10 protein-coding genes are annotated in these 12,918 nt (G+C 38.2%); 4 read left to right on the top strand and 6 right to left on the bottom strand.

Features of this window, described 5'->3' with window-relative positions:
* Positions 1 to 12 precede the first annotated feature (12 nt).
* Both GQR87_RS20080 and GQR87_RS20075 read right to left on the bottom strand, forming a co-directional pair.
* Positions 13 to 225, bottom strand: a complete 213-nt coding sequence (locus GQR87_RS20080) for a hypothetical protein (protein WP_158972466.1) — start codon at positions 223 to 225, stop codon at positions 13 to 15.
* Between the two features lie 46 nt (positions 226 to 271).
* A complete protein-coding gene (locus tag GQR87_RS20075) occupies positions 272 to 448 on the bottom strand; it encodes a DUF1328 family protein (protein ID WP_158972465.1) in 177 nt (58 codons plus the stop codon).
* Positions 449 to 888: 440 nt separating this feature from the next.
* Here GQR87_RS20075 and GQR87_RS20070 point away from each other — a divergent pair, with 440 nt between their 5' ends.
* Entirely contained in the window at positions 889 to 3,105 is a 2,217-nt protein-coding gene (locus tag GQR87_RS20070) for an alpha-N-acetylglucosaminidase (protein ID WP_158972464.1), read from the top strand.
* 75 nt (positions 3,106 to 3,180) lie between these two features.
* Here GQR87_RS20070 and GQR87_RS20065 read toward each other — a convergent pair whose 3' ends face one another.
* Entirely contained in the window at positions 3,181 to 3,837 is a 657-nt protein-coding gene (locus GQR87_RS20065; RefSeq protein ID WP_199271654.1) for a DUF1080 domain-containing protein, read from the bottom strand.
* An 18-nt stretch (positions 3,838 to 3,855) separates the two neighbouring features.
* Positions 3,856 to 6,984, bottom strand: coding sequence for a PVC-type heme-binding CxxCH protein (locus tag GQR87_RS20060; RefSeq protein WP_158972463.1), 3,129 nt, complete (start codon positions 6,982 to 6,984; stop codon positions 3,856 to 3,858).
* A gap of 185 nt (positions 6,985 to 7,169) precedes the next feature.
* Here GQR87_RS20060 and GQR87_RS20055 point away from each other — a divergent pair, with 185 nt between their 5' ends.
* Positions 7,170 to 7,907, top strand: a complete 738-nt coding sequence (locus GQR87_RS20055) for a helix-turn-helix domain-containing protein (RefSeq protein WP_158972462.1) — start codon at positions 7,170 to 7,172, stop codon at positions 7,905 to 7,907.
* Between the two features lie 117 nt (positions 7,908 to 8,024).
* Here GQR87_RS20055 and gorA read toward each other — a convergent pair whose 3' ends face one another.
* The gene (gorA, locus tag GQR87_RS20050) at positions 8,025 to 9,371 is read right to left on the bottom strand and encodes a glutathione-disulfide reductase (RefSeq protein ID WP_158972461.1); all 1,347 of its coding nucleotides are present in this window, start codon (positions 9,369 to 9,371) and stop codon (positions 8,025 to 8,027) included.
* Positions 9,372 to 9,621: 250 nt separating this feature from the next.
* On the opposite strand from gorA, the gene prlC reads away from it, so the two are divergent.
* Positions 9,622 to 11,658, top strand: a complete 2,037-nt coding sequence (gene prlC / locus GQR87_RS20045; RefSeq protein ID WP_158972460.1) for an oligopeptidase A — start codon at positions 9,622 to 9,624, stop codon at positions 11,656 to 11,658.
* Positions 11,659 to 11,736: 78 nt separating this feature from the next.
* On the top strand, positions 11,737 to 12,426 hold the full coding sequence (locus tag GQR87_RS20040; protein ID WP_158972459.1) for a DNA-3-methyladenine glycosylase I: 690 nt from the start codon (positions 11,737 to 11,739) through the stop codon (positions 12,424 to 12,426).
* Positions 12,427 to 12,470: 44 nt separating this feature from the next.
* Here the strand turns inward: GQR87_RS20040 and GQR87_RS20035 are convergent, their stop codons facing one another.
* A complete protein-coding gene (locus tag GQR87_RS20035; RefSeq protein WP_158972458.1) occupies positions 12,471 to 12,779 on the bottom strand; it encodes a hypothetical protein in 309 nt (102 codons plus the stop codon).
* Positions 12,780 to 12,918: the final 139 nt, after the last annotated feature.

Below are 12,918 nucleotides of genomic sequence, written 5' to 3'. Positions count from 1 at the left end.
AATGTATAAAAATTAACAGTCTGTGTCTTTGGCATTTACGCCTTCTTTAGCATCTTCACACAAGTCTTCAATTGCGTTACCTGTATCTTTAGCTGCATCTTTAACTGATTCAATCGCTTCATCAGCTTTTTCGCCAGCATTTTCGGCTTTGCCGTCACAGGCCGATAATGCAAATAAAGCAGTAAAAGCAATTAATGTAGTGGTAATAAATTTAAAGTTTTTCATAATGATTTCCTTTTATAATTAAAGTAATAAAGTAAATTTCAAAAAATTAAGCTTTAGGTGGTTTGCCTCGTAATGCATTGGCAACTAGAGATAAAACAAGTAAAGCGATAAATATAAAGAATATGATTTTGGCAATACCTGCAGCCGCACCAGCTATGCCACCAAATCCAAAAATCGCGGCGATGATGGCGATGATTAAAAATGTTACTGCCCAGCCCAACATAATGATTTCCTCTTGGTTAATTAAATTGCGTATTCACAATAGTTAATGCGCGAAACATGCCAATAAAAAACAAAACTTTAACTTATTGAAATATATAGGTAATTTGTTTTTTCTGTTGAGTGGTGATTATGTAGGAGATAAAATCTTTGCAAGAATTACACACTCAGTGAGAATTAGTTTCACAGTGGTGTGAGCTTGGTTGTGTAAGCAGGATGAAAATTAATAATAATTGAGCAATGTTAATAATTAGGTTTGGGTGACTGCGTTATAAGTACAGTTGGATTTAGGGGGCATTATTCTTCACTTTAGTAATGTCGTATATCACATGTCATATCTCTTTAGGCTTGGGCAGTTAATGTGTTATGTTGATTCGCATATTAAAAGCGATTGTGATAGATAAATTCATTGCTGGGTTGTCTAACACTTAACAGAAAATAAATATGACACGAATTATCATAAAAAGCCTATTAAAAACATTGAGTATGACTTTCGTTTTACTCTTCTTTATTTCTCCGTTAAAAGCTAGTAGCCCAAATGAAACCTCTGTCGCTGAGGTTAAAGCTGTATTTAAAAGACTAGCAGGATCAGAATTGCCTCAATTAAATTTTGATTTAGTGGCAGGTAATAATGTATCTGATTGGTATCAGGTTACCGTTGCAAGCAACGTTATTAATGTCAGTGCAAGTTCATCTATTGCTTTAACTTACGGGGCATACCATTACTTAAAAAGTACCGGTGCTATGTCTGTTAGTTGGGAAGGGAACAGAATAAAAATTCCTAGTCAATTTTCTCCTTATATTGGTGAAAAGGTCTCCGCTTCTTTTGATTTAAGAACCTATTTAAACGTTTGTGCCTATGGTTACTCTACGCCATGGTGGGATTGGTCTCGTTGGCAACAAGAAATTGATTGGATGGCAGTTCATGGCATTAATAATGTGATTGCCATGGAAGGACAAGAGTTTGTTTGGCAAAAATTATGGAATGAGTTTGGCCTCAGCAACCAAGAATTAAATGATTATTTTTCTGGCCCAGCATTCACTCCGTGGCAAAGAATGGGCAATATTGAAAATCACCAAGGTGTTTTGCCACAAAGCTGGATCAATAAGAAACATGATTTACAAATAAAAATACTAGATCGTATGCGTGGTTTAGGCATAAAACCTGTTTTACCCGCATTTTCTGGCTATATTCCCAAACAGTTTATGACTAAATACCCGAATGCTAAGGTCATTGAAATGAAAGGCTGGTCAGGGTTTAAAAACAAAACCTATTGGCTTGATCCGGCAGACCCTCTTTTTGCCAAATTAGCAAAACGCTTTCTAGAAATATATAACGGTGAGTATGGTAAAGGGGAGTATTATTTATCGGATTCATTTAATGAAATGCATCCACCTGTGTCAGATGATAACAAATATCAAGATCTGGCAAATTATGGCGACGCCATTTATCAATCGATTAAACAAGTTGTGCCAGATGCCACCTGGGTCATGCAAGGTTGGATGTTTGGTGCGGATAAAAAGTTCTGGGATAACCAAGCCATTTCTGCATTTTTAAGCAAAGTACCGAATGACAAAGCAATGGTGCATGATATTGGCAATGATCGATACCATGTGTGGCAAAACGCCGAGTCATTTCATGACAAAAAGTGGGTTTTTGGTTTTATTCATAATTACGGTGCCAGCAATCCTATTTATGGTGATTTTAATTATTATCAACAACAAGTTAAGGGTTTACTGGAAGATAAAAATAAAGGGAATTTGTCGGGATTTGGTGTGTTTCCTGAAGGCATCAATAACAATTCAGTGGTATATGAATATTTATTTGATCTGGCCTGGGATCATAAAGAGCACACTTTTTCCCAGTGGATAGATCAATATACTGCAGCTCGTTATGGACATAACTCGCCACAATTAATGCAAGCTTGGCCGTTATTAGAGCAGTCGGTTTATAGCACTCAGTATTGGGATTCTAGGTGGTGGAACGGCGCTGGGGCTTATTTGTTTTTTAAACGGCCACAACTAGGATTTGTTAAATTTGAAAAACATCCTGGAGACATGGTTAAGCTTCGTGAAGCTCTTGATATTTTAATTTCTGTAGCCAGTGAGTACCAAGATTCCCCTTTATTTATGCATGACTTAATTGATTTTTATCGACATTATCTCACCATAGAAATTGATAAACGTTTATTAGAGACAACTAATTTATATGTAGCTGGCAAGATTGCAACAGCAGATACTTCTTTTGAAAAAGTAAAAAAACTGGTGGATGGCATGGATTTATTGTCTGGTAATCAAGCCGATACTTTATCTCAATGGATTGATGATGCCAGCAAGTACAGCAATTCAGCGGCAGAATCAAATTACTATGCAAAAAATGCCAAAATGCAAGTTTCCTTATGGGGCGGTAATTCTTTGCGAGATTATGCTTCAAAAGCATGGCAAGGTATGTACAAACATTTTTATCTACCTCGCTGGACATTGTTTTTCGAAACACTTAAAAATGCTGCAATTGAAGGTACAGAAGTGGACAATGGCGAACTAGCATGGGCTTTAATTCAATGGGAACAAACTTGGGTGGAACAACCATTAAATCTTAAGCACGAACAGCCTGAGGAGCCAATTAAATTGATCTATTCTTTAGAGAAATTGATTAAATAATCATTTAATAACAACAAAAAAGCGAGGTAAATAATTTTACGCTCGCTTTTCAATGTTGTTTGTTTAACCGTTTAGTTATAACTCAGTGATGGTCAGATCTTTAAATTCGACTTTTGCTTTGCCACCAGAGTGAAGTTGTACCGCTATGTATCCTTTTTGCGGAACGTCTGCTTGTTCAATGTAGTCTGCAGTCAAAATATCATTAATATAAAGTCTATGCCTGTTGCCTTCAACGTGTATGGTGTAAGAGTTCCAAGCATCAGATACTAATGTTTTACTTAAAATTGATAGGTCAGCCTTAACCAAGAGGCCACGCCTATGCTCATCGTAAATGTCGCCCCAGTACCCGTCGCCAATGTCAGCTTGATAACCTACAACGCGAGGTTCGCCGTTTGAACGATATTGAATGCCACTGTTAATCAGGCCGGTACTTGGGTCGCCACTCAAACGGAAAAGGCATTTGAACTCAAAATCAGCAAATTCTTTTTCTGTCCGTAAATAGGTATTACCACGAGCTTTAGTCCGATAATTTCCTGTGGTAATTACCCCATCTTCTATCGACCAAAGATGCATTTTTGCTGGGTCAGCTGTTTTCCAACCATTAAAGGTTTTTCCGTCAAACAAAGAGACTGTTTTTGCCGTCGCTAGTGATGCAACACCTGAGTATTCATTTGATTGGCAACCGGCTAATAAGGTCGTTGCACAAACGATAAAAAACATTTTATATTTCATTCTGAGTACCTGTTCGCTCTAATTAAGTGTTTTTATGAAAGCAATAAGATTTGCAAATTGCTGTTTTGAAAGACCATCCACAAGGTTGTTTGGCATCACAGAACGATTGGTAAAGAAGGCCTTTTGTACTTCAGCCTGTGGAATGGTGTACGACCCGCCTCCCATAAAGCGAAGGGTTACACCTGTTTCATCATGCATTTCACGAAAGCCTTCTATGACACTACCGTCAGTTTTAATAACTCTATAGGTATAATAGCTGCCTTCTACTGCAGCGTTAGGATCTAAAATCGCTGTTAACAGACCTTCATTTGAGCGGTGCGCAGACCCATCTAAGGCGGGAGCAAAACCAGCGCCTTCAGAGCCTACTAAGTGACAAGATAGGCAAAAACTTTTGAAGAGGCTTTCACCCTTACTTGCTTGTCCTATATCCTGCATAACAATTTCTTGGTATTTTTCAAACTTATGATCTAAAGCTTTTTTGTCTGCCGCGGCTTTATTTTTGACTAACTTTTCTAACGCCATAATTTGTGCATCATTTTTCACAAAAGCAGCAACTGCATTAACTGTATGTATGTCAATTGAATCAGCAGTAATAAGCTTTTGCTCATAAGCATCTAAAACAACCTTTGCGCCTTGTTTAGACGAAGACAAGCTCGAAAGTAGATCGTGCTTTTGTGCGACAGACAACTCAGTAAACAAAGATTTGATTTGTTGTTTAGCAAGGGGGAATTCAGCTAAAACTAAGATTTTGAATGCTTGGGCTTTAATATCGGCGTCTTTGGTTTGACTAAATAATTTAACTACCGCGTCTACATGGGCTGCTGGTTTTTTAGCAATAAGTGTTAAAGCACTGAGTAATAGCACTTTGTCTGAAGATTCATCTAGCGCACTTACCGCTTCTGGTATTGCTGGTAGGTAATTAAAAATAGCAGCCGCCTGTATCGCTTTCATTTTATTTTCAGTCTGCAATAAACTAGCTATGGCAGGGACTAAAGCTTGATTCATTTCTTTTGATTTTATGGCTTCCCTGTAGGTTAAAGCGGCTGCTACAGTTTCTTCAGCATTAGCTTGATTTGAAAAAGCAGAAGCCAGTGTTGTGAATACTTGTTTATCTTTTAGTAGTTGACTAATTTGGAAAATATTATCTTTAGTGATTTTTTTTATTGGATTATCTTGCCAAGCAGCCAGAAAACTTTTAGCTGTTAAGTTGCCAGTTAACGCTTTTTTGGCCCAAGCTATATTTGACCTTGGTTGTTTTTTAGCTAAATCAGATTTTAAATATAAACCTAGTTCAACCACATATTGTTCCAGAGCTTTACGGGCAAGATAACGTTCAAATTTACGTTCATAACCACTGCCCATTTTATTGTCAGCGCTATCTTCTAAACAAAAACTAACCACAAGGTCGATAGTATCGGCATTGGCTTTGCCAAAATGTTCAACTGAGCGAAGCACTTGAGAACGAACCATTACATTCTTGTCTTGAATAAAAGGCTTAAGTAAATGTGTAAATTCTACAGTTGAAATTGGCATGCTTGCCAAGGCTCGAACAGCTTCACGGCGCAGGTCTGGCTCGGCAGATTTTAGTAACGAAACCATTAAATTACGATCATAGTGGGCTAAGCTTTCTAGAGCCCAAAGTGCCACGATACGAGTTTGTTCATGCAAGCTTGCATCTGCAATAACAGTGATAAGTTCAGGTGCGAGCTGTGTGGCTTGTCGATCGGCAATTTGATGCCAAGCAGCACGTTTTGCCCAAGTTGTTCCTGAGGACTTAAGGTGTTCTACTAAATATTTAGAGTCTAAGGTTTTAAAGTTTGTGAATGTTTGCTGAGTTTGACTGCGATGCCGCACTCGCCAAATTCTACCGTGACTTTTGTCACGATCAGGGTGCTCTCTGGACACTTCATTGTGGGATACGACTTTGTTATACCAATCTACAATATAAAGGCTACCATCTGGGCCAAACTCTAAATTAACTGGGCGAAACCATTCGTCTTTAGAGGTAAGAAAATCTTCAAGGTGTTCCGCTGCTACGCTACCGTCGGCATTTCGAACTATTTTCACTGCATTAATTTTATTGGTGATGGGGTTGGCCAATAACCCAACATCTTTCCATTCCTCCGGAAAGCCACCTTTAATGTCGTCAGAAAACGCGAGCCCAGATATACCGGTACCACCCACCCTGAATTCGTGTAGAGGTGTAACCCAAGGTTGATAAGGACGAAGTCTATCGCTCCCTATACCCTTGAAACCTGTACCATTTTCCATTGGCGTTATAGAGAACCCAAAGTCATTTGCTTCGGTTCCATACCATTGGCCATTACCTCGTAAAGCATGTCCCCATACATTATTCAAACCCGAACTCACCAGCTCAATTTTTTTACCATCAACAGAGAATCTAGCGATTTTTTGATAATCTACTCTTTGTTCAACACCGCTTCTCAATGCTGTGACTAGGCCTTTATTCAAAGCACCGTGAGAGAAGTAAATCCAACCACCTGGCCCACGAGTTAAAGAGTGCGCCATTGTATGGGTATCAAGAAAACCAAAGCCATCTAAAATAGTTTCTCTGCTGTCAGCTTTATCGTCATTATTATCATCGCTTAGGTAGAATAACTGTGCGCCCTGAACCACAAAAATCCCGTTTTTATAAGGTATTACGCTTTGTGGAATGGCTAAACCATCGGCAAAAACTTTAGCTGGCTGTGGTTTGTATAGGTCTTCTAGGATAAGGATTTTATCTAACCCTTTGATTTTACCAGTGTAATAATCATGGAGTCGCCTATATTCGGGATTAGTAAGTTGCTGCTCCTTATTGCTCATTAATTTAAGTAAATCTTTCCAACTGCCATTATCATTGGCTAAATCCATTGGATACATGGAAGCCGTTTGAACCCACAAACGCCCCGCATCATCAAAAGAAATATCAATGGGATTAACAATGCCATGCTCTTCACTTGCAACGAGCTCAACCACAAATCCTTCTGGTACGGTGAATCCTTGTAGCTCATCTTCAGGTGTAAACTTATTGGGTTGAGAAGCTTGTGTTTTTTTTGCTACTGCTACGTTATTTATACACATCGAAGATGTTAGTAACATTAGGGCTAGGGATACAAACTTAAAACCATGTGTTTTATAAGGCATATTGTGCGACTTTAGTTGTTAATGAAATGTGTATATTGAATATATAATGACACAGCTGTAATAGTAAAAAAAGTACCTTTTAAAATATTTGCATTCGTATGAAAACCAATGTTGACGATGTTTTTAAAGGTATGTAGTCTTAAAGTTCAATTCTGAATAAACATTAAGAATGGTAAAAAAACTACATGAAAAAAATAATCAACAACTTTTCTTTACCTGAAAATATCATGCAACTCTTTGATGCAACTGCAGGAATGTTGTTCTTTATTAAAGGCATAGACTGCCGGCTAATTACGGGAAACAAGTTGTTATTATTACACCTTGGATTTGAGCGCAAAGAAGATATATTGGGAAAATCTGATTTTGATATTTTTCCAATAGTCTATGCAGAACGTTATTATGAAGATGATTTAGAAATTATTAGCAAACAGCAGAGTAAGAGTAATATCGTCGAGCTATTTCCTAATCACTTAGGTGAACTGGATTGGTTTGTGACCACAAAAATTCCTCTTTTCGATCATGCTGGAAATATCGCCGGCCTATGTGGTGTGCTGCAATCTTATAACAATTCAAATCACTACTCGATTGCCTTAAAAGAAATAGCCAAAGCCTTAGATTATATTAAGGATAACTACACCCAAAAATTATCAAATAGTCATCTAGCCGAACTCTGTGGGTTATCCGTACGTCAATTCGAGAATAGATTTAAAGACATATTTCAAAGTACTCCCCACCAATACATAATCAAGATGAAGATATTAAAAGCTTGTGAGCTCATAGTTAATGGTGAAATGGCCATTAATGAAATTGGTTTGTTTTTAGGCTTTTACGATCAAAGTGCCTTCACTGCCCAGTTCAAGAAGAATGTGGGCCACACTCCATCTCAATATATTAAACAGCGTAATTTACAAAATCATCAGTAGTATAGGCCAATAGAGTAAGTGGTAATTCACTGACAATAAAAAAACGAGGTAAATGACTTTACGCTCGCTTAAGAATTAATCATGTAACCTAGGGACTTTGAAGCCCTTACGAAGTCCTTACATAGTGACGTATTCTTCACCACTGGTTGGGTGAATGGCCACACAGGCGTCGAAATCTGCTTTGGTTGCGCCCATTTTCATGGCTACACCAAAACCTTGTAAAATTTCGTCCATGCCGGCGCCTATACCATGCAGACCAACGACTTTTTGTTCTGCTCCAGCACAAACTATTTTCATGCGAGTCATTTGTCTGTGTTTAGTGACTGCTGTATACATAGCGGCAAAACCAGATTTGTATACTGTGATATTGTCTTCGCCGTATTCTTTTTTCGCTTCTTCTTCACTTAAACCAATAGTGCCAATAGGCGGGTGACTAAATACCACTGTAGGTATTAGGGTGTAATCCATGTGAGCATCGGTTTGACCGTTAAATAAACGTTCAGACAATAATCGTCCTGACTTAACCGCCACTGGAGTGAGTTCAACATAACCAATGTTGTCACCCACAGCATAAATGCCTTCTACATTAGTATTTTGGAATTTATCTACTTTGACATAACCACGTTCGTTGAGCTCAACGCCCACTTTTTCGAGGCCAATTTTATCATTCGATGGTTCACGCCCAATAGCCCAAATAACACAGTCAGTTTCAATTGTCTGACCATCGGCAAATTCGATGGTTAAAGAACCATCGGCATTTTTTACTACTTGAGTTGGGGTTGCATGAGTATGCAAAGTTGGGCCGTCTTGGGCCATAAGTTCAACTAACGTTTCCGATAACATAGTATCGAAATTACGTAAGGGTGAATGTTTACGAACCACTAAGTGAGTTTCGCTGCCTAATGCATGTAAAACACCAGCTAGCTCAACTGCAATGTAACCTGCGCCAACCACTACTGTACGTTTAGGTTGTTCGTTTAATTCAAAGAAACCATTAGAATCAATACCTAACTCAGCACCTGGAATATTAGGACGAACTGGGCGACCACCAGTGGCAATCAGAATGTGATCGGCTGTGTAATGTTTGCCGTTTACTTCTACTGTGTTTTTATCGACAAAGGTGGCAAAACCTTCTATTAGGGTGACGCCATTGTTTTTAAACATATTGCCGTAACTACCGTGAATACGTTTGATATAGGCTTCGCGGCTGTCGACCAAAGTTTGCCAATTGAATTTATTAACTGTGACATCAAAACCGTAATCAGGGGCATACAAATTTATTGCTTCGGCTACATGAGCGCCAAACCACATCACTTTTTTCGGTACACAACCTACATTTACACAAGTGCCACCAATGGCTGTTGCTTCTATTACCGCTACTTTTTTACCGTGTTTTGCTGCTCGGTTAGCTGATGCTATGCCACCACTTCCGCCGCCAATACAAATATAATCAAAATCTGCCATTTTACCGCCTAGTTAATAAATGCTTATGGTTAAGATAATGCCTTATGCCAAAAAATGACACTGCATTTTTCCTATTGTGTTAATCGATTAATTACATACAACTGAATATCTTATTAAAAGAACTTGTCAGATTCATTTTAATTACAAAATAAAATAATAATCACAACTTAGTTTAGTTTGCACAATTGCTCTTGAGATTTCCCCCTTTCACCCTTATTTCTGTATGCATATTATTTAAAAAGAGTGTTTTATGACTAACCCAATTCGTGAATTAACTGGCTTGCCGCAATTTTCCGCTATTCAACCTGAGCATATTCAGCCTGCTATTACCGAAGCAATTGAGGCATGTAAAAGTAAAATCACTGAATTATTAAGCCAAGATTCTTATTCTTGGGACAATCTAGTTGCTCCTATTGAAGAAATTGATGATCTACTGAGTCGTAAATGGTCGCCTATCTCTCATATGAATTCGGTAGTGAGTAATGATGAGTTACGTGAAGCTCACGATGCTTGTTTGCCTGCTCTTTCTGAATATGGCACTTGGGTTGGGCAAAATACTAAGTTGTTTGAAGCTTACAGCCAGATCCTCGAAAGTAGTGAATTTGTGTATTTGTCACAAGCACAGCAAAAAGTGATTACTCATGCTATTCGTGATTTTAAACTATCAGGTGTAGCATTAGACGATACTAAAAAAGCTCGTTATGCTGAAATTCAAAGCCGCTTGTCAGACCTAAGCTCTACCTTTAGTAATAATGTGATGGACGCTACCTTAGGTTGGCAAAAACATATTACTGATGAAAGTGAGTTGGCCGGTTTACCTGAATCAGCGTTAGGTGCCGCCAAACAATTAGCTGAAAGTAAAAATCTTAAAGGCTGGTTATTTACCTTAGATATTCCTAGTTATTTACCCGTGATGATTCATGCAGACAGCGCTGTATTGCGCGAAGAAATGTATCGTGCTTATACCTCTCGAGCTTCTGAACAAGGGCCAAATGCAGGTAAATGGGACAACACTGAGATAATCGACGAAACCTTGGGCTTACGTCAAGAGATCGCACAACTACTGGGCTTCAAACACTATTCTGACTATTCATTAGCCAGTAAAATGGCCAATTCAAGTGAGCAAGTTAATGGCTTCTTACAAGACTTAGCTAAGCGTTCTAAACCTCAAGCCCAGCAAGATATTCAAACCTTGGCTGCTTATGCCAAAGAACATTACCAAGCAACTGAATTACAAGCTTGGGATTATGCTTATTACAGTGAAAAGTTGAAAGAACAGACCTACGCCATTTCTGACGAACAATTACGTCCTTATTTTCCAGAAGGTACAGTAGTTAAAGGTTTGTTTGAGGTGATCTCACGTCTATACAACTTAACAATTACCGCTCGTGACGATATTGATACTTGGCATAAAGATGTTCGTTTTTATGATATTCATGATGATTCTGGCGCGTTACGTGGCAGTTTCTATTTTGATTTATATGCCCGTGAGAAAAAACGTGGCGGAGCATGGATGGATGAATGCCAAGTACGTCGTAAAAATTTAGACGGTTCACAGCAGTATCCGGTAGCTTATTTAACCTGTAACTTTAATGGCCCAGTTGGCGATAAACCGGCATTATTTACTCACGATGAAGTAGTGACATTGTTCCACGAATTTGGCCATGGTCTGCATCACATGTTGACTAAAATCAATGTCGGTGGAGTATCTGGTATTAATGGTGTGCCTTGGGATGCCGTGGAATTGCCTAGTCAATTTTTAGAAAACTGGTGCTGGCAGCCTGAAGCATTAAGCTTTATTTCTGGACACTTTGAAACAGGCGAATCTCTGCCTAAAGTATTACTCGACAATATGTTAGCCGCACGAAACTTCCAATCAGCTATGCAAATGCTTAGGCAATTAGAATTCAGCTTGTTTGATTTTAGTTTGCATGAGCATTTTGTTGCTGGCGAAACTAATGTGCAGGAATGGTTAGACCAAGTACGTAAAGACGTAGCAGTTGTTATGCCTCCTAGTTTTAATCGTTTTCAAAATAGCTTTGGCCACATATTTGCTGGTGGCTATGCTGCGGGATATTACAGCTATAAATGGGCCGAAGTGCTGTCATCTGATGCCTTCAGTCGCTTTGAAGAAGAAGGTATTTTTAACCGCCAAACAGGCCATGACTTTTTAAGTAATATTTTAGAAATGGGCGGCAGTAAAGATCCAATGCAATTATTTATAGCCTTTAGAGGCCGAGAGCCAGAAGTAGATGCTCTACTTCGTCATTCTGGAATTACAGCTTAATTAGCCAGTCTTGAACTTAGCAGTTAAACCTCCGGTCATCGAAGGTTTAACTGCAATAGCAAATATGCAGAGTGACATATGCAAAATTTAGAAAAATTTAGTGCTATCTATCAAAGGGCTTGTGAGCGAAAAGGTGGCAAGGAGGTTTTAGAATCTCTTATAGATAAACCGCTAACACCTAGTGAAATTGGCCAGATAGGTGACGATAGATTTTTGGCTGAGTTCACTCAAAAAGTATTCCAGTCTGGTTTTGTATGGCGTGTAGTACGCAATAAATGGCCTGATTTTGAACGAGTATTTTTTGATTTTAATATTCAGAAAGTATTGTTAATGCCAGATGAAATGCTGGAAAAAAAGGCCACGGATCCTAGTATTATTCGTAACTACAATAAAGTGAAAACCATCCGCGAAAATGCTCTTATGATAGATGCCGTTAGCCAAGTGCACGGTAGTTTTGCACAGTTTGTGGCTAATTGGCCTACAGATGACATTATTGGCTTATGGGCCTATTTGAAAAAACACGGTGCAAGACTAGGCGGTAATACAGGGCCGTATGGTTTGCGGGCTATTGGAAAAGATACCTTTTTACTGAGTAATGATATAGTGGGATATTTTAGCCAAAGGGATATTATTTCTGGCTCGCACCAATCAAAACGAAGCCTGACGGCGATTCAAAGTAGCTTTAATGAATTACAGCAACAAAGTGGTCGTTCATTACAAGAAATCAGTATGATTTTATCTAGAAGTGTTGGTGATAATTTTATCTAATTCACCACCCTTTTTAATAAGGTGGTGAATACTAAGCTTCAATGCTATAGGGCTGCTAATAATTTCGTTTTCTTGGCTAATTGTTTTTGCGCAATCACTTTGATTAACATTTTTTCTGGATGAAATTGCACGGTTGCCATGACATTAGGGTTCTGTTGTTCCATTTTCACGGAAAGTTCTTGTTGTAATGTGACCAAGTTTTTATTTTCAGCGATCAATGCTGATGAACAACTCGCATCTACCGAATAATTTTCTAAATCTAAACAAGTAAATAAACTTTTAGGCGCTTGTTTCGCAAACACAACACTCGAAAAAAAACAAAGAATAACAACCGCAAATATTTTCTTATACATACTAAATGACCTCTTTAACTACATTTCATTTACACAGTAGCATAAAACACAAAGCAAAAAAATCACACTTTTGTTACATATTTATGACAGTTGGGTATTATTTTAAAATCTTACGATATTTCTATTGGTTATAAATAAT

This window comes from Paraglaciecola sp. L3A3 (genome assembly GCF_009796765.1).
Classification (GTDB): Bacteria; Pseudomonadota; Gammaproteobacteria; order Enterobacterales; family Alteromonadaceae; genus Paraglaciecola.
The sequence above is the reverse complement of the archived record's forward strand: the minus strand, read 5'-3'. Positions and strand labels throughout refer to the sequence as shown.

Excerpts from the sequence above, each read along its gene's own strand:
- GQR87_RS20080 (WP_158972466.1), bottom strand. The coding sequence starts at position 225 with ATGAAAAACTTTAAATTTATTACCACTACATTAATTGCTTTTACTGCT.
- GQR87_RS20075 (WP_158972465.1), bottom strand. The coding sequence starts at position 448 with ATGTTGGGCTGGGCAGTAACATTTTTAATCATCGCCATCATCGCCGCG.
- GQR87_RS20070 (WP_158972464.1), top strand. The coding sequence starts at position 889 with ATGACACGAATTATCATAAAAAGCCTATTAAAAACATTGAGTATGACT.
- GQR87_RS20065 (WP_199271654.1), bottom strand. The coding sequence starts at position 3,837 with ATGAAATATAAAATGTTTTTTATCGTTTGTGCAACGACCTTATTAGCC.
- GQR87_RS20060 (WP_158972463.1), bottom strand. The coding sequence starts at position 6,984 with ATGCCTTATAAAACACATGGTTTTAAGTTTGTATCCCTAGCCCTAATG.
- GQR87_RS20055 (WP_158972462.1), top strand. The coding sequence starts at position 7,170 with ATGAAAAAAATAATCAACAACTTTTCTTTACCTGAAAATATCATGCAA.
- gorA (WP_158972461.1), bottom strand. The coding sequence starts at position 9,371 with ATGGCAGATTTTGATTATATTTGTATTGGCGGCGGAAGTGGTGGCATA.
- prlC (WP_158972460.1), top strand. The coding sequence starts at position 9,622 with ATGACTAACCCAATTCGTGAATTAACTGGCTTGCCGCAATTTTCCGCT.
- GQR87_RS20040 (WP_158972459.1), top strand. The coding sequence starts at position 11,737 with ATGCAAAATTTAGAAAAATTTAGTGCTATCTATCAAAGGGCTTGTGAG.
- GQR87_RS20035 (WP_158972458.1), bottom strand. The coding sequence starts at position 12,779 with ATGTATAAGAAAATATTTGCGGTTGTTATTCTTTGTTTTTTTTCGAGT.